Source organism: Paragemmobacter kunshanensis (assembly GCF_011059185.1).
Taxonomy (GTDB): Bacteria; Pseudomonadota; Alphaproteobacteria; order Rhodobacterales; family Rhodobacteraceae; genus Paragemmobacter; species Paragemmobacter kunshanensis.
This window is the reverse complement of record NZ_JAALFE010000001.1, coordinates 201,462-217,668: the sequence shown is the minus strand read 5'-3', so window position 1 is coordinate 217,668 and position 16,207 is coordinate 201,462. Positions and strand designations below refer to the sequence as shown.

Below are 16,207 nucleotides of genomic sequence, written 5' to 3'. Positions count from 1 at the left end.
AAACAAGCGTCTCTCAATCAAGGCCGCGCGGGGATCAGACCATCGTCCGAACCTTCTCCGCCACGGCCCGTCCTAGGGCCGCATGGGCTGTTTCGTCAAAATGCACACCGTCGATCGGGCTGACCGATATCACTTGTCCGGCGTCCATGAAGCCGATCCCGCGGGATCGCGCAAGATCGGCATAAAGCGGCGCAAGCGCCTGTGACCGCGCCGCGCCACCCCAGAACTCCACCCGGATCGGCCCGGTCTCCACCACCGGGGGCGGACAGATCAGCAGGATCCGGAAACCGCCATGCCGATCCTGATACTCAAGCGACATTGCAACATCCAGCAAGCCGGCAATCCCGGCCACCACCTGTTCGGGTGTTGTCGCGAAGCGTGTCTTCACGTCATTCGTGCCCAGCATGATGGTCAGCACGTCGATCGGCCCATGCGATTGCAGCGCCATCCGCAGGGCCGGGCGACCATTCATGATCGCCCCCATGACGGGATCATCGAATTGCGCCGTGCGCCCGGGCAATCCTTCCTCGGCAAGCTCCCAGTCGTCGCCCAACGCCGCCTGAGCGATCTTCGGCCAGCGGGTCTTTTGGTCAAAGCGCCGATACTCTCCCCGGTTCAGGATCGGTGGCGTTCCGTGCGTGTTGCTGTCACCGAATGTCAGCAGAATGGGCATGCATCGTCCTCTGGCCGCTTTGCGCCGCAGGCTAGGGCGCGCGGCGACGCAGGTAAAGCGGCTTTGCCTATTGGACTCAGCCCGCGCGGCGCGCATATAGAGGGCAAAGCGAAGTGCGACGAGGAATGCGATGTTCGGTATGGATGAAAAAGCGGTGCCTGCGAAAGACCTGGTAAAGGACAGCACCGAAGCAACCTTCATGCAGGATGTGATCGAAGCCAGCCGCGAAGTGCCGGTGATCGTGGATTTCTGGGCCACCTGGTGCGGCCCCTGCCGGACGCTTGGCCCCGCGCTGGAGGCGGCGGTTCTGGCCGCCAAGGGCAAGGTCCGCATGGTCAAGGTCGATGTCGACCAGAACCAGATGATCGCACAGCAGTTGCGGATCCAGTCGATCCCCACGGTCTATGCCTTCTGGCAGGGTCAGCCTGTCGATGGCTTCCAGGGGGCCATTCCGGCATCCGAGATCAAGAAGTTCATCGACAAATTGTCCGATCTGGCCGGTGACGGCGGCCTGGCCGAGGCGTTGGAAGCAGCCGATCAGATGCTGGCCGAAGGGGCGGTCACGGATGCCGCCGAAACCTTCGCGGCGATTCTAGGCGAAGAGCCGGAAAATCCGGGTGCCTATGCCGGTCTGATGCGCTGCCATCTTGCTTTGGGCCAGCTTGATCAGGCCGAAGCGATGCTGGCGGCCGTGCCCGCCGCGATCGCCAAGGCAAAGGAAATCGAAGCGGTGCGCGCGCAACTGGAGCTTGCCCGACAGGCCGCCAATGCCGGCCCCGAACAGGAACTGCGCGCCGCGGTCGAGGCGGATCCCGCCGACAGGCAGGCACGCTTTGACCTTGCGCTTGCGCTGCATGCCGCGGGGAAAGTGGAAGAGGCGGTCGATACGTTGCTGGATCTGTTCAAGCTGGACCGCGAATGGAACGAAGGCGCGGCAAAGGCCCAGTTGATCACCATTTTCGAGGCGATGAAGCCGACCGATCCGGTCGTTCTCAAGGGGCGTCGTCGGCTGTCTTCGATGATATTTGCCTGAAGCCCGTTCAGGGCTAGTTCCAAGGGCATGATGAACGTCGCCGACCTGCCAGAGATCCTGCCGGTATTTCCCCTTCCCGGGGCGCTTCTGCTGCCACGGGGGCGCTTGCCCCTGCACATTTTCGAACCCCGCTATCTGGCGATGATCGAGGATTGCATGAAGACCCGGTCCCGCCTCATCGGGATGATCCAGCCGCGCGAGGTTCCGGGCACCGGCGAAAAACGCCTGAACGCCATCGGTTGCGCCGGCCGTCTGACCGGCTTTTCGGAAACCGAGGACGGCCGCTACATGATCACGCTGTCCGGCATATCGCGTTTCCGCATCAAGGAAGAGGTGACGGGCTTTTCTCCCTATCGCCGCTGCTCTGTGGAATGGACGGGCTTCCAGCGCGATCTCGGCCCGGTTGAGGAAGACCCGGAATTCGCGCGCGAGTCATTCCTTGTCCTCTTGGGCCGGTATTTTCAGACGATGAATCTGTCCACCGACTGGTCCAGCCTGAAAGAGGCCGAAACAGAACTGCTGATCAACTCGCTGTCGATGCTGTGTCCGTTCAGCCCCGAAGACAAACAGGCCCTGCTGGAGGCGCCATCCCTCACGACTCGGCGGGAAACCCTTGTTACATTGATGGAATTCGCCCTGCGCGGCGGATCGGGTGAAGAGGTGATGCAATGACCGACGCCACGACCTTTGACAGGCGAATGCTGGAATCCTTGGTCTGCCCGGTAACCCAGGCCATCCTGACCTATGATGCCGAACGGCAGGAACTCGTCTCCAAGGCGGCGCATCTGGCCTTCCCGATCCGCGATGGCATTCCGATCATGCTGGTCGGCGAGGCGCGCAATCTCGACTAGATCGGCTTTCCGGCCAGAAGCCGCGGAAGATCCCCTTGCAGCCCGGCAGCCTGACGGATGAAGCGGCGACGCAGGCCGGGCATGGCGTTGACGATCCCAAGGCCAAGGTCACGACCCGCACGCAGCAAGGGATTGTCGTTCGAAAACAGCCTGTTCACGCTGTCCATACCAAGGGCAAGCGTGGTGGCGTCAAAGCGGCGCCAGCGCTGATACTGCTCCAGCGTGGTCTGGCTGCCGAAATCCTCGCCCCGGCGGGCTGCTTCGATCACAACCTGGGCCAGCGCGCCCACATCACGCAGGCCAAGGTTCAGCCCCTGTCCGGCAATCGGATGCACGCCATGCGCCGCATCCCCGACAAGGGCAACCCTGGGCGCGATGAACCGCTCGGCCAGTGACAGGGAAAGCGGATAGGTGAAGCGATCCCCGGCAAGGCTGATCTCGCCCAGGAAATCACCGAAGCGCGGGCGCAGCGCGGCAAGATACTGATCGTCCGGCAGGTTCTGGATGCGCTCGGCGCTGGCGCTGTCCTCGCTCCAGACGATGCTGGAATGGTGGCCGCCCTTCAGGGGCAGGATGGCCAGCGGGCCTTCCGGCATGAAGAACTGATGCGCGACGCCTGCATGGTCGCGTTCGTGCCTTATCGCCGTGACCAGTGCCGTCTGGCCATATCCCCAACCCACCCGTCGAATCCCGGCGCGCTGCGCTGTCCCGCTGCCGCGACCATCGCAGCCGACAAGCAGCCGGCAGGTCAGTTTCCGCCCGCTCGCCAAGGTGACGCTAATGCCTCCGGCATCGGTATCCTGTGCAATGACATTCTCGCCGGAAAGCAGTGTCAGGCCCGGTGTCTGTTGCATGCGTTGCAGGAAAGCCGAATAGAGATGCCGGTCCTCAAGCAGGAAACCCATTGGCCCTTCTTCGATCTCGGCCGCGTCAAAGGTCAGGAAGAAGGGGGCAGGTCCCTGACCTGCCAACCCGTCGCTGGCCTTGATCTGCAGGATCGGTTCGGCCTGATCCGCCACCAGCGGCCAGACACCCACCATCGCAAGCAGACGCCGCGAGGCGATGGCAAGCGCATAGGCGCGCCCGTCAAAACCTGCATCGGCTCGGGCCGGCGCGGGGCGCGCATCGACGACCGTCACGCGCAGCCCGCCTTGGGCAAGGGCAAGGGCCAATGCGGGGCCGTTCAGCCCGCCGCCAACGATGAGGATATCCGTATCATGTGTCATGCGCCCAATATGGCCGGGGCATCGGGATTGTCCATGCGCCGCTCTGCCGCTAGGGTCTGGGCGGATCTGGCGGAGGGTGCGGATGGGCAAGAACTGGATGAACCTGACGGCGGCTGAACTGGGCCGCGAGGTTGGGGCAGGGCGCATTCACCCGGTGGATCTTGCGGAACTTCATCTCGATGCCATCGCCAGCCATCCACTTGCGGAACGAATCTATGCGCGCCTGACCCCCGCCCGCGCCCGGGCCGAGGCAATGGCAGCCCATGACAGGGCAAGGCGAGGTTTCCGGCGCTGTTTGCTGGATGGTGTGCCCGTAAGCTGGAAGGATCTCTTCGATACCGCAGGTGTTGCAACCGAATCCGGATCAGCCCTGCTCAAGGGACGCGTGCCCTCTCGCGATGCCGAGGTGGTCGAGGTGGCGACGCAAAGCGGGCTGATCTGCCTTGGCAAGACACATATGTCAGAGCTTGCCTTTTCCGGCCTTGGATTGAATCCGGTCACGGCGACGCCCCCCTGCATCAACGACGAAGCGGCGGTTCCCGGGGGGTCGTCCTCGGGGGCGGCGGCTTCGGTGGCCTTCGGCCTCGCTCCGGCGGCCATCGGATCCGACACGGGCGGATCGGTCAGGATCCCCGCCGCCTGGAATGATCTTGTCGGGCTGAAGACGACGGCTGGCAGGCTTTCCCTGCGGGGAACGGTTCCCTTGTGCGAAACCTTCGATACCATCGGCCCGATTGCCCGGACGGTGGAAGACTGCGCCCATCTGCTGGCGGCGATGGAAGGCGGGCGGCCAACCGATCTTGCGGGAAGCAGCCTGTCGGGCATGCGTTTTCTTGTGCTTGAGACGGTCGCGCTGGACGATTTGCGCGACAGGCCCGCGCAGGGATTCGAGGACGCCTGCAACCGCCTTTCCGCCGCCGGTGCCGATGTCTGCCAGGGCCGGATACCGGAAGTCGCCGAGGCGATGGGTCTGGCCGGGCTGATCTTCACCGCAGAAGCCTATGGCATCTGGCGCGACACGATCGAGGCGGCACCAGAGAAGATGTTCCCCCGGATTCTGGAACGCTTCCGGTCGGGTGCCGGGTTTTCGGCGGCAGATTATGTGGCGGCATGGCGCCGCCTGCACGATCTGCGCCGGATCTGGGCGGAGAAGACGGCCGGATACGATGCCGTGATCCTGCCGACATCGCCCATCCTGCCCCCGGATGCCGCGCGGCTGATGACGGATCACGATTACTACGTGACCGAAAACCTTCTTGCGCTGCGAAACACGCGGATCGGCAATCTGATGGGCCTCTGTGGCCTGACACTTCCCACGATGCAGCCGTCCTGCGGCATCAGTTTCCTGTCGGCACCCTTTCAGGAAGAGCGTCTGATGCGCATCGGGGCCGCCGCCGCCCGCGCCCTGCGCTGATCACGAGTCGCAAAAGCCACAACTTGCCCCGGCAAGTTCCGGCTTTGGTTGGCTTTTTCTGGACCACCGCAGTCCGGTTGGCTATTCTCTACGCAAACGGGGCGCCACGACCCCGGGATTGAGGCATGAATGCAGTTTCCTGAGCGGTTCTCGAGCCTGCCAGAATACGCGTTTCCGCGCTTGCGGAAGCTGCTCGACCCCCACAAGCCGGGGGCCGAGCCGATTGCCATGACGATCGGGGAACCGCGCCATCCGATGCCCGATTTCGTGGCGCGGATCATGGCGGAAAGCATCGGGGAATTCGCGCTCTACCCGCCCAATGACGGCACGCCCGAACTTCTGGCGGCAATCTCGGGCTGGCTGCAGCGGCGTTATGGCGTGACGCTGGGCGAAGATCGCCTGATGATCCTGAATGGCACGCGCGAGGGGTTGTTCAATGCCGCCGTCGCGCTGTGCCCCGAGGTCAAGGGCGGGAAGAAGCCTGTCGTCCTGATGCCGAACCCGTTCTATCAGGTCTATGCCGTGGCGGCGCTGGCCATGGGGGCAGAGCCTGTCTATGTGCCGGCTACGGCGGCGACCGGGTTCCTTCCCGATTATGCCGCGCTTCCCGGCGACGTGCTGGATCGCGTGGCCATCGCCTATCTCTGTTCGCCCGCGAATCCGCAGGGGGCGATTGCGTCGCGTGATTATCTGGCGGGCTTGCTGCAACTGGCAGAGCAGCATGATTTCCGTGTGTTTTCAGATGAATGCTATTCCGAGATCTGGCGCGATGCGCCGCCCCCCGGCGCACTTGAAGTTGCGGCCGAGATCGGGGCGGATCCGGAACGGATCTGTGTCTTCCATTCGCTTTCAAAGCGGTCGAACCTGCCGGGACTGCGGTCCGGCTTTGTGGCCGGTGGGCCGAAAAGCATCGCGCGCATCCGGCAGTTGCGCGCCTTTGCTGGCGCCCCTCTGCCCTTGCCGGTTCAGCGCGTCAGCGAGATGGCCTGGGCGGATGAGGCGCATGTGGTGGCGAACTTGGCGCTCTATCAGGAAAAGTTCCGCATCGCGGATGAGGTATTTGCCGGCGTGCAGGGATTTCAGAACCCGGAAGGCGGGTTCTTCCTCTGGCTTCCGGTCGAGGATGGCGAAGAGGCGGCGCTGAAACTGTGGGTGCAGGCAGGGGTTCGCGTCCTGCCAGGCGCCTATCTGTCGCGCGAAGTCGGGGGCCAGAACCCCGGCAAGGGATATATCCGGGTCGCCATGGTGGCCCCAAGGGACGAAATGCAGCGTGGCCTGATCAGGCTTCGCGACTGCATATATGGGTGAGGAACGAGGGCATGGCATCCTATCAGGCGCGGCAGCGCGATCCCCTTCTGGATCAGAACATGCAGGCGATGCTGGAACGTCGCGGGCGCGAATTGCTGGGGCTGGTCCTGATCGGCATCGCCTTCTGCTTCATGCTGATGCTCTGGTCCTATTCGCCGGACGATCCCGGCTGGATGGTGGCAACGGACGAACCCGCGCGCAACATTCTGGGCCGGTTCGGCGCGGCCCTGTCTTCGACGCTGGTCATCATCGGCGGGCGCGGGGTCTGGGCGCTGCCGGTGATCATCGGGGCTTGGGGGGGGCGGTTCCTGCTGCATCGCGGATCGGAACGGGCACTGGGCCGCATCGTCTTTGCCGTGATCGCGGTGGCGCTGTGTTCCGTCTATGCCGCGACGCTGGTCCCCGCCGCCGACTGGCCGCATTCCTTTGGTCTGGGCGGCCTGTTCGGCGATACGGTTCTCGGGGCCATGATCGGGATCGTGCCGGGTGGTGCCGGGATCAGCCTGAAGATCCTGTCGCTGCTGCTGGGCCTTGGCATGTGTGCCGTCCTGCTTTTCGTGACGGGCTTCGATCTGCGGGAACTGCGGTCCGTGGGACGGTTCCTGATGGTTGGCTCTGTCATTGCCTATTCGCAGGCCATGGCGCTGTCGGCGTCGCTGGCCGGGCGCGGGGCGCAGGGAACGGCACGGGCCGCGCAGGCCCTGCAGGATCGCCGCAAGGCCGCCATGGCAGCCCGGGCGGGCCATGCCGAAGCGCGCCGTCATGGCCCGGTGCTGACCGAAGCCGCGCCACCGCTGCAGGGTGGCATGGTGCGGCGCCCGATTTCCGAACCGCCGGCGTCTCCGGCGCAGGGGTCGGGCGACTGGGGACGTCCGGCGCAGTTGCGCGCCGAACCGCGTTATGCGGCCCCGCTGGCCGAGGCACCGCATTACGCGCCGCCGAAGGAAAAGCTGGGCCTGCTTGCCCGCATGCCGGGATTGATGCGCCGCCTGGCCGACCCCGAGCCGGAACTGGTTGAGCCGGTGCAACCGGCCTATGCCGATGACATGCAGCCCGATGAAGACCGTATCCGCGCCCGGATTTCGGATGTGATCAAGTCGCGGATCCGCAATCCGGGTGGTCCCGTATCGGCGGTTCAGGCCGCCGTGCAACGGCGCGAGCCTGCCCTGCGCCGTGGGCCGCAACCGCTGATCTTCAAGCCCGAACCCCAGATGCGGGCGGGTGTCCTGCCCGCCGAACCGCCGCTGCATGCCGGGATGGTGCCTGCCCCGGCCCCGGTGGCCCCGGTGATCGGGGTGGCGCAGCGCGGGATAGAGATGCCGCAAGCCCTTGTTCCTGCAATGGAACAGGAACAGGACTGGGACGCGGCCGAGAACATGTTCCGCCCTGACTATGATGACAGCTGGGATGGCGAGCAGGATGAGGCGGATGATTACGAACCCGCCCCGGCCCTGCGCGCGCCTGTCGTGGCGGATCGCCGCCCTGTCGTGCAGCATGGGGTGAAAAAGCCGGCCCTGCCGTCGCGTCAGGCCATGGCCGAGGCGCAGCCGCGCCTGCGGTTTGAAGAGATCCAGCAGGAATACGAGCTTCCGCCCCTGTCCCTGCTGGCCGCCCCCTCGACGGTGCAGCGGCATACGCTTTCGGATGAGGCACTGGAAGAGAATGCGCGGATGCTGGAAAGCGTGCTGGATGATTACGGGGTGAAGGGCGAGATCGTTTCGGTCCGCCCCGGCCCCGTCGTCACCATGTATGAGCTGGAACCCGCGCCGGGGCTGAAGGCGTCGCGCGTGATCGGGCTGGCGGATGACATCGCGCGCAGCATGTCGGCGCTGTCGGCCCGCGTGTCCACCGTGCCGGGGAGGACGGTGATCGGGATCGAACTGCCGAACGCGCATCGCGAAAAGGTCGTGCTGCGGGAAATCCTTTCGGCACGGGACTTTGGCGACAGCAACATGCGGCTGCCGCTGGCCCTGGGCAAGGATATCGGGGGCGAGCCCATAGTCGCCAACCTTGCCAAGATGCCCCACCTGCTGATCGCGGGGACGACGGGTTCGGGCAAGTCGGTTGCCATCAACACGATGATCCTGAGCCTCCTCTACAAGCTGACGCCCGAGGAATGCCGGTTGATCATGATCGACCCGAAGATGCTGGAACTGTCGGTCTATGACGGGATTCCGCATCTGCTTTCGCCTGTTGTGACGGACCCGAAGAAGGCCGTCGTCGCCCTGAAATGGGTCGTGGGCGAGATGGAGGAGCGGTACCGCAAGATGTCCAAGATGGGCGTGCGGAACATCGAAGGCTATAACGGCCGCGTGCGCGAGGCGCTGGCCAAGGGTGAGTTGTTCAAGCGCACGATCCAGACGGGGTTTGACGAGGATACCGGGGAACCCGTCTTCGAGACGGAGGAATTCGCCCCCGTCGCGCTGCCCTATATCGTTGTGATCGTTGACGAAATGGCTGACCTGATGATGGTCGCGGGCAAGGAGATCGAGGCCTGCATCCAGAGGTTGGCGCAGATGGCGCGGGCCTCGGGGATCCATCTGATCATGGCGACGCAGCGGCCTTCGGTGGATGTCATCACCGGTACGATCAAGGCGAACTTCCCGACGCGGATTTCCTTCCAGGTGACCAGCAAGATCGACAGCCGCACCATCCTTGGCGAACAGGGGGCGGAGCAGCTCTTGGGCATGGGTGACATGCTCTATATGGCTGGGGGCGCGCGGATCACCCGGATCCACGGGCCTTTCGTCAGCGATGAAGAGGTGGAGGAAATCGTCAACCACCTGAAGAGCTTTGGTCCGCCGTCCTATATGTCGGGCGTCGTCGAGGGGCCGGAGGATGACAAGGCCGATGACATTGACCTTGTCCTTGGTCTGGGCGGCAATACGGACAGCGACGATTCCCTTTACGATCAGGCAGTTGCCATCGTGGCCAAGGATCGCAAATGTTCGACCAGCTATATCCAGCGGAAGCTTGGCATCGGCTATAACAAGGCCGCGCGTCTGGTGGAGCAGATGGAGGAAGAGGGCGTCGTGACCCGCGCGAACCATGTGGGCAAGCGCGAGATCCTTGTGCCGGAGGCCTGACCCAAAGGTTAAAGAAGCGTTAAGCGAGGCCGTCCTTCGGGGCGGCCTTGTCCTTTTCCGCCCCCCTTGCTAGGTGCCGCGCCCGGATGGATGGGGCAGGCATGACCGAGCAGCGGGCGATCAATGGCGTGGCAGAGATGGTGGCGACGGGACTCGTCCCCGGGGATGCCGCCGATGCGCTGCGGCCTGTGGAAGAAGCGTTCCGCATCCGCATGACGGGCGCGATGCGGGGCGCGGTTGCCACGCCGGATGATGCGGTGGCGCGGCAATTCGTGCCGTCGGTGGCGGAACTGACCATCCGGGATGAGGAACTGGGCGACCCCATCGGGGATGACTTCCATTCCCCGGTGAAGGGGCTGACGCATCGCTATCCGGACCGTGTCATCCTGCATGTGACGAAAACCTGCGAGGTTTATTGCCGTTTCTGTTTCCGGCGCGAGGCGGTGGGCGAGGAAGGCACGCTGCCCGCGCCTGACCTTATGGCCGCGCTGGATTACGTGGCAGTTAACCCGGCGATCCGCGAGGTGATCCTGACGGGGGGCGATCCGTTGGTGCTTTCTGCGCGGCGGATCAAGGGGTTGATGGAAAGGCTATCATTGATAGCGCATGTCGATGTGGTGCGGATTCACACGCGGATTCCGGTGGTTGCGCCCGAAAAGGTGACGGCGGAGATGGTGGCGGCGTTGCGGGGGGCGCGGGTCTGGGTGGTGGTCCATACGAACCATGCGCAAGAGATCGGGGTGGCGGCGGAGGCGGCCTTGGCGCGGCTGGCGGATGCGGGAATTCCCCTGCTTTCCCAATCGGTTCTGCTGCGCGGTATCAATGATAGCGTGGCGGCGCTGGAGGAATTGTTCCGCAAGATCATGCGGTTGCGGGTGAAACCCTATTACCTGCATCATTGCGATCTGGCGAAGGGGACGGGGCATTTCCGCACCACGATTGCCGAGGGGCAGGCGCTGATGGCGGGGTTGCGGGGGCGGGTGAGCGGGACGCTGATCCCGACCTATGTGCTTGATATTCCGGGCGGTTTCGGGAAGGTGCCGCTGGTGCGTGACCATGCAGAGCCGTTGGGAGGCGGGCTGTGGCGGATCACCGATTGGCGGGGCGGGGTGCATGAATACCGCGATCCGGCGCGCTGAAACGGCGTGCCACAGCTGGTGCAGACGTGCAGTGCAGCAGGGCGTATGCACGCAGCGCACGCTGCCGGAGGTGTTGGTTAAGCCTTTCCTCCGGTCTTGAGGCCAGGTCTTTCCCGGATAAGGCCAGTTTGAAGGGACCCCGCCCCGGACTTGATCCGGGGCCTCGGGCGGTGGGGGTGATCAGGCGGGTTGCGCCGCGCCGAAGCCTTGCGCGCGCGAGGCGCGGTTCTTCAGGTAGCGGGCATAGCCGAGATCGGCGCTTTCGATTTCCGTCTTCCGGCCCGAGACGATGTCGGCCAGCACGCGGCCCGATCCTGCGGCCATGGTCCAGCCCAGCGTGCCGTGGCCCGTGTTCAGGAAGAGATTCGGCATGGTGGAGCGGCCGACGACCGGCGTGCCATCCGGCGTCATCGGGCGGAGGCCGGTCCAGAAGGTGGCGCGGGATTGGTCGCCAGCGCCGCCGAAAAGGTCTTCGACCGAATGTTCCAGCGTGGCGCGGCGTTTGGGGTTCAGCGACAGGTCGAAGCCCGCGATTTCGGCCATGCCGCCGACGCGGATGCGGTCGCCAAGGCGGGTGATGGCGATCTTGTGGGTTTCGTCCATGACGGTGGAGACGGGGGCGCGGCTTTCCTCGGTGATCGGAACGGTGATCGAATAGCCCTTCACCGGGTAAACGGGGAGTTTCATCCCGAAGGGCGAGACGAGGAAGGGCGAATAGCTGCCGAGCGCCACGACGAAGGCATCCGCCGTGACGCGGCCTTCGGAGGTGCGGACGGCGGCGATGCGGTTGCCTTCGCTTTCCAGCGCCTCGATCCCCACGCCATAGCGGAAGGTCACGCCAAGCTGTTCGGCCATCGCGGCCAGCGCGTTGGTGAATTTGAAGCAATCGCCGGTTTCGTCGCCCGGCAGGCGGAGGCCGCCTGCGATCTTGTCGCGTGCCGAGGCCAGCCCCGGTTCGGCGGCGATGCAGGCGTCGCGGTCCAGCACCTCGAACGGGACGCCGTCGGCGCGGAGGACCTCGATATCCTTCGCGGCACCGTCCACCTGTTTCTGGGTGCGGAAGAGTTGCAGCGTGCCTTGGGTGCGTTCGTCATAGGCGATGCCGGTTTCCGCGCGCAGTTCCATCAGGCAGTCGCGGGAGTATTCGGCAAGGCGGACCATGCGGCGCTTGTTCGTCTGGTAGGCGGCGGTGGTGCAGTTCGACAGCATCTTCGCCATCCAGCCGAGTTTCGCGAGGTCCGGGCGCGGCTGGATGATCAGCGGCGCATGCTTCATGAACATCCACTTGATCGCCTTTTGCGGGATGCCCGGTGCCGCCCAGGGGGAAGAATAGCCGGGCGAGATTTCGCCCGCATTGGCGAAGGAGGTTTCAAGGGAAGGCCCTGCCTGACGGTCGATCACCGTCACCTCATGCCCGGCCTTGGCAAGATACCAGGCCGAGGTGACACCGATCACGCCTGCGCCGAGAACCACGATCTTCATCTTTGCCTGCCTTGCCAGAGGGTTGCATGGGTTTGGCGGAAGATGCCGGATTCGCCGGGCAAGGTGCTTGCGATGATCCTGTGGCGGTGGGCCGTTCTTCGAAGAAAATTCGGTAAGAAGCGAAAAACGAGATGGAAGATTTGATTGATGTCGGCAGAGGTGATGTATCCTTTTGGCCATCCGGTAAATTTCGAAGAAATCTTCCTTCGCAAATCGCCCAAGGATTGTGCAGGGGCCGTGGCTTCGCCTGCATTTCGGGATGGAGTCCCCCGGATGGGTGAGGTGCGTCACGCGCGATCAAAGGATCGGCACAAGCTTGCAACATCGCGGCGGGTGGGGATGCAAGGTGCGCGGCGAGGGCGTATATGTGGCGCATGGATAGACGCACCGCCCTTGTGGCCCCGCTTGCCGCCCTTGTCTTCGGCCTGCCTGCGCGGGCCGAGATCCTGCCTCTGGCGGAGCTTTCCGCCTATCTGAACGGGCTGACCACCGCCGAGGCGGAGTTCACCCAGACCAATGCGGACGGGTCGCAATCGCGGGGTCGGCTGTTCATCAAGCGGCCTGGGCGGGTTCGGTTCGAATATGCCCCGCCGGACCGGAGCCTTGTGATGGCGGGCGGCGGGCAGGTGGCGATCTTCGATGCCAAGTCGAACCAGCCGCCCGAGCAATACCCGCTGAAGCGGACGCCGTTGAACCTGATCCTGGCGCGGAATGTCGATCTGGGCCGCGCGAAGATGGTGGTGGGCCATTACGAGGCGCAGGATACCACGCGCGTCGTGGCGCAGGATCCCGAGAACCCTGAATACGGCACGATCGAACTGGTCTTCACGCGCGATCCGGTGACCCTTGCCGCCTGGATCATCACCGATGATCTGGGTAACCAGACGGTGGTGGAACTGGGGCGGATGGAGATGGGCCGCGATCTGCCTGCGTCGCTGTTCAACATCACCATCGAGACGCAGAAGCGCGGCGGCTGAGCCCGCCGCAGCCCTGATCAGAGGCGGCCGCAGCCGGCCAGTTGCGCGCGATACATCTCGGCCCGTTCGGCGACGCGGCCCGAGACATCCATCAGCCAGGGCTTGCCGAGATAGGACTGGTTGGCATAGCCGGTGCGGCCTTCGTGATAGGCCAGATACTGGGCCTGCGCATCCCATTTGGAGATGCCGAGGCGCTGTGTGGAGGCATCCATGTACCAGCCCATGAAATCGGCGGCATCGTCGATCCGGTCGCGACGGGCGCCCCAGCGACCGACTTCCTGTTCGTATTCCTCCCATGTGCCATCGAGGGCCTGGCTATAGCCATAGGCCGAGGATTGCCGCCCCATCGGGATCACCCCAAGGGCATAGCGGTGGGGGGTGCGGGCATTGCCAATGAACTTGGATTCCTGGTGGAAGGTCGCCATCTGGACATGGATGGGAATGCCCCAGCGCCGTTCGGCATCCTTCATGGCGCGGAAATACTGCGGACGCTCGGCCAGAAGGGCACAGGCGTTATCCAGGTTACGTGGCGCCGAATAATTGCCGCCCCCGCAGGAGGCGAGCAAAAGGAAGAGGATCGACGCGCGGAGAAATCTGCTCATTTGCCCCTCGCACGGTATTGTTTTGCCGCGAGGATAGGGGAAAAACGCGGCGGGGGAAATCCCGGATCGCGCGCTGTCAGATCAGGAATGCGAGAGTGAGCGGAAGAGTGATCACCGAGAGCAGGGTGGAGGCGATGACAAGGCCCGCCACGGCATCGGCATCGGCGCCGTATTTTTCGGCCATCATGTAGGAGGTGACGGCGACGGGCGTGGTGACCTGAAGGATCAGCACGGCCAGCGCGACCGGCGGCAGGCCGATCAGCAGCCCCGCGCCCAGCGCCGCGCCAAGGCAGACCGCCGCCCGCAGGAGCGAGAGCCAGAGCGCGCGGCCAAGATGGCGGGCATTGAGCCGGGCCACCGCGACGCCCAGGGTAAGCAGCATCAGCGGAATGGCGATCTGGCCCAGCAGTTCCAGCGAATGGGTCAGCCAGAGCGGCGTCTGCCAGCCATTCCACAGGAAGAGCGCGCCCAGAAGGGTGGCGCCCATGATCGGCTCCTTCAGCAGGCGCGCGGGCGAGCCGCCCCCCGCCACGACCCAGAGGCCGAAGGTGAAGCTCCACAGGATCATCACGGCGAAGACGACGATGGCATAGCCGAGCCCGATCTCGCCAAAGGCAAAGAGCGCCAGCGGCAGGCCCACATTGCCGGTATTGCCGAAGATCAGCGGGCTGAGATAGGTGCGCCTGTCCATCCCGAGCGCCCTGGTCATGCCCCAGAAGGCCAGCGTCAGTGCGCCATAGGCCAGCGCGGCCGCGAGCGAGAGGGCCGAAAGCGCGGCGGGGTCGATCTCTGTCTGCATCAGCGAGGTGAAGACGAGGGCCGGCACCGAGAGCGTCATGCAGAGGCGGGTGATGAACTCCATCCGGTATTCGAAACCGGCGCGCACCCAGACGAAGCCCGCCAGTCCGAGCAGCCCGACCGGGGCCACGATTTCCAGCACTGTCAGGATGAGGTTCACAGACTGTTTCCTTGCAGGTCCACCTGCCGGATGGACAAAGGACGGCGTCAGGGATTAGTAAACGAATTCAAGGGATGCAATGACATGTTTCTGGCACAGGCGAAATATCACATCGGCCAAGTGGTCCGGCATCGGAAGCATCCCTTCCGCGGCGTGATCTTCGATGTCGATCCGCGCTTTTCCAATACCGACGAATGGTATGACGCAATCCCCGAGGAGGCGCGGCCTTCGAAGGAGCAGCCCTTCTATCACCTGCTGGCCGAGAACGACCAGAGCTACTATGTCGCCTATGTCTCGGAGCAGAACCTTCTGCCCGACGAAACCGGCGAGCCGGTGGGCCATCCCGACCTGCCCGACCTGTTCGGCGATTTCGAGAATGGCCGATATCCCCTGCAGTTCCAGATGAACTGAGCGGCGGTTACGCTGTCTTCATTCTTTGCGGTCATTCTGGGTGCCTCATCACATGGGGGATCAGGATGGAGCTTTCGATCAGTCGCCATGGGGCGGTGACGGTTGTCCGGCCGGCAGAGGCGCGGCTGGATGCAATGGCGGCGGTGATGTTCAAGGACCGCATGAAATCCACTATCGAGGGCGCGGGGGCGCGGGTCGTGCTGGATCTTTCGGCGGTCGGGTTTCTGGATTCCAGCGGGCTTGGCGCGGTGGTTGCGGTGCAGCGGTTCCTGCGCGCGGGGCAGGCGCTGGAACTGGCGGGGCTGACTTCGGCGGTGGAGCGGGTCTTTCGGCTGACGCGGATGGACCGGATGTTCACCATTCATGGCGGGCTGGATGATGCGCTGCGCGCGGAGGCATGAGCGCCATGTGATTGCCGCCGATCCCGCCGCGGTGCGCGATCTGCTGATCCGGCTGGAACAGGGCGTGGCGCTGGCGGGCCTGACGCCGGACGAGAGGGATTGCACGCTGCTGGTTCTGGGCGAGGTGCTGAACAATGTGGTGGAGCATGGCTATGCCGGGGCGCCGGGCTGGATCGGGCTGATGCCGGGGCCGCGCCGCGACGGGCGGGACTGGCGGATCGTGGACCATGCCGAACGGCAGGTGCCCGAGGGCTGCTTTCGTGCCGAAATGCCCGAGGAAGCCGCCGAGGGCGGCTTTGGCTGGCCGCTGATCATGGCGCTGACCGAGGCGGTGGCGACACGGCGCAGGGCCGGGTTCAACGTGATGACGCTGCAGATGCGGGCCGACACGGCCGGGCAAGATGCGCCGCCGCGGCAGGCGGGCGCAGAAGGCGGCCTGCAGGCCGGGGCCTGCGGGGGCTAAACTTGCCCGGAAAGCTGCCGTTGAGATGGATGTAGCTGAATTGAAGCTGCACCCCGATGCCGCGCGTTATTGTGCCCCACCCTGTCGCGGCATCGGGGTTGTTCCCGCCGCGCGCCCTGCGCCCAGGGAACGCCGCCCTGTCTGCGCGGGGCGCTTGACGCGACATCGGCGATCTGCGGCATG

The 16,207-nt window shown here is 64.7% G+C and carries 16 protein-coding genes; 11 read left to right on the top strand and 5 right to left on the bottom strand.

Features of this window, described 5'->3' with window-relative positions; genetic code table 11:
- Positions 1 to 34 precede the first annotated feature (34 nt).
- A complete protein-coding gene (locus G5V65_RS01200; RefSeq protein WP_165046590.1) occupies positions 35 to 673 on the bottom strand; it encodes an SGNH/GDSL hydrolase family protein in 639 nt (212 codons plus the stop codon).
- Between the two features lie 130 nt (positions 674 to 803).
- Here G5V65_RS01200 and trxA point away from each other — a divergent pair, with 130 nt between their 5' ends.
- From trxA to G5V65_RS01185, 3 genes are read left to right on the top strand one after another with little or no spacing between them, the layout of a single operon-like run.
- A complete protein-coding gene (trxA, locus tag G5V65_RS01195; protein WP_165046589.1) occupies positions 804 to 1,706 on the top strand; it encodes a thioredoxin in 903 nt (300 codons plus the stop codon).
- A gap of 27 nt (positions 1,707 to 1,733) precedes the next feature.
- A complete protein-coding gene (locus G5V65_RS01190) occupies positions 1,734 to 2,378 on the top strand; it encodes an LON peptidase substrate-binding domain-containing protein (protein WP_165046588.1) in 645 nt (214 codons plus the stop codon).
- Positions 2,375 to 2,557: a Trm112 family protein gene (locus G5V65_RS01185; RefSeq protein ID WP_165046587.1), complete on the top strand. Its 183-nt coding sequence runs from the start codon at positions 2,375 to 2,377 to the stop codon at positions 2,555 to 2,557. Before G5V65_RS01190 ends, G5V65_RS01185 begins: the two co-directional genes overlap by 4 nt.
- On the opposite strand, the gene G5V65_RS01180 is transcribed toward G5V65_RS01185, so the two are convergent.
- Entirely contained in the window at positions 2,554 to 3,783 is a 1,230-nt protein-coding gene (locus tag G5V65_RS01180; RefSeq protein WP_165046586.1) for an FAD-dependent oxidoreductase, read from the bottom strand. The genes G5V65_RS01185 and G5V65_RS01180 overlap by 4 nt on opposite strands.
- A gap of 82 nt (positions 3,784 to 3,865) precedes the next feature.
- Here G5V65_RS01180 and G5V65_RS01175 point away from each other — a divergent pair, with 82 nt between their 5' ends.
- From G5V65_RS01175 to G5V65_RS01160, 4 genes are all read left to right on the top strand, one after another.
- Positions 3,866 to 5,197 carry an amidase gene (locus G5V65_RS01175; protein ID WP_165046585.1) on the top strand — a complete coding sequence of 444 codons (1,332 nt, stop codon included), beginning with the start codon at positions 3,866 to 3,868 and terminating at the stop codon, positions 5,195 to 5,197.
- 129 nt (positions 5,198 to 5,326) lie between these two features.
- Positions 5,327 to 6,505: an aminotransferase class I/II-fold pyridoxal phosphate-dependent enzyme gene (locus tag G5V65_RS01170; protein ID WP_165046584.1), complete on the top strand. Its 1,179-nt coding sequence runs from the start codon at positions 5,327 to 5,329 to the stop codon at positions 6,503 to 6,505.
- 11 nt (positions 6,506 to 6,516) lie between these two features.
- The gene (locus tag G5V65_RS01165; RefSeq protein ID WP_165046583.1) at positions 6,517 to 9,591 is read left to right on the top strand and encodes a DNA translocase FtsK; all 3,075 of its coding nucleotides are present in this window, start codon (positions 6,517 to 6,519) and stop codon (positions 9,589 to 9,591) included.
- A gap of 101 nt (positions 9,592 to 9,692) precedes the next feature.
- On the top strand, positions 9,693 to 10,730 hold the full coding sequence (locus G5V65_RS01160; protein WP_165046582.1) for a lysine-2,3-aminomutase-like protein: 1,038 nt from the start codon (positions 9,693 to 9,695) through the stop codon (positions 10,728 to 10,730).
- A 180-nt stretch (positions 10,731 to 10,910) separates the two neighbouring features.
- Here the strand turns inward: G5V65_RS01160 and G5V65_RS01155 are convergent, their stop codons facing one another.
- The gene (locus G5V65_RS01155) at positions 10,911 to 12,212 is read right to left on the bottom strand and encodes a D-amino acid dehydrogenase (RefSeq protein WP_165046581.1); all 1,302 of its coding nucleotides are present in this window, start codon (positions 12,210 to 12,212) and stop codon (positions 10,911 to 10,913) included.
- A 374-nt stretch (positions 12,213 to 12,586) separates the two neighbouring features.
- On the opposite strand from G5V65_RS01155, the gene G5V65_RS01150 reads away from it, so the two are divergent.
- Complete coding sequence (locus G5V65_RS01150; protein ID WP_165046580.1) at positions 12,587 to 13,189, top strand: LolA family protein; 603 nt, start codon at positions 12,587 to 12,589, stop codon at positions 13,187 to 13,189.
- A 17-nt stretch (positions 13,190 to 13,206) separates the two neighbouring features.
- On the opposite strand, the gene G5V65_RS01145 is transcribed toward G5V65_RS01150, so the two are convergent.
- Both G5V65_RS01145 and G5V65_RS01140 read right to left on the bottom strand, forming a co-directional pair.
- On the bottom strand, positions 13,207 to 13,791 hold the full coding sequence (locus G5V65_RS01145; protein ID WP_165046579.1) for a transglycosylase SLT domain-containing protein: 585 nt from the start codon (positions 13,789 to 13,791) through the stop codon (positions 13,207 to 13,209).
- A gap of 76 nt (positions 13,792 to 13,867) precedes the next feature.
- A complete protein-coding gene (locus tag G5V65_RS01140) occupies positions 13,868 to 14,749 on the bottom strand; it encodes an AEC family transporter (RefSeq protein ID WP_165046578.1) in 882 nt (293 codons plus the stop codon).
- Positions 14,750 to 14,833: 84 nt separating this feature from the next.
- On the opposite strand from G5V65_RS01140, the gene hspQ reads away from it, so the two are divergent.
- The 3 genes from hspQ (at position 14,834) to G5V65_RS01125 (ending at position 16,024) form a co-directional block, all read left to right on the top strand.
- Positions 14,834 to 15,160 carry a heat shock protein HspQ gene (gene hspQ / locus G5V65_RS01135; protein ID WP_165046577.1) on the top strand — a complete coding sequence of 109 codons (327 nt, stop codon included), beginning with the start codon at positions 14,834 to 14,836 and terminating at the stop codon, positions 15,158 to 15,160.
- A gap of 65 nt (positions 15,161 to 15,225) precedes the next feature.
- Positions 15,226 to 15,561 (top strand): STAS domain-containing protein, encoded by a 336-nt coding sequence (locus tag G5V65_RS01130; protein WP_165046576.1) that lies wholly within the window; start codon positions 15,226 to 15,228, stop codon positions 15,559 to 15,561.
- Positions 15,524 to 16,024 carry an ATP-binding protein gene (locus tag G5V65_RS01125; protein WP_165046575.1) on the top strand — a complete coding sequence of 167 codons (501 nt, stop codon included), beginning with the start codon at positions 15,524 to 15,526 and terminating at the stop codon, positions 16,022 to 16,024. The genes G5V65_RS01130 and G5V65_RS01125 overlap by 38 nt, the downstream gene beginning before the upstream one ends.
- Positions 16,025 to 16,207: the final 183 nt, after the last annotated feature.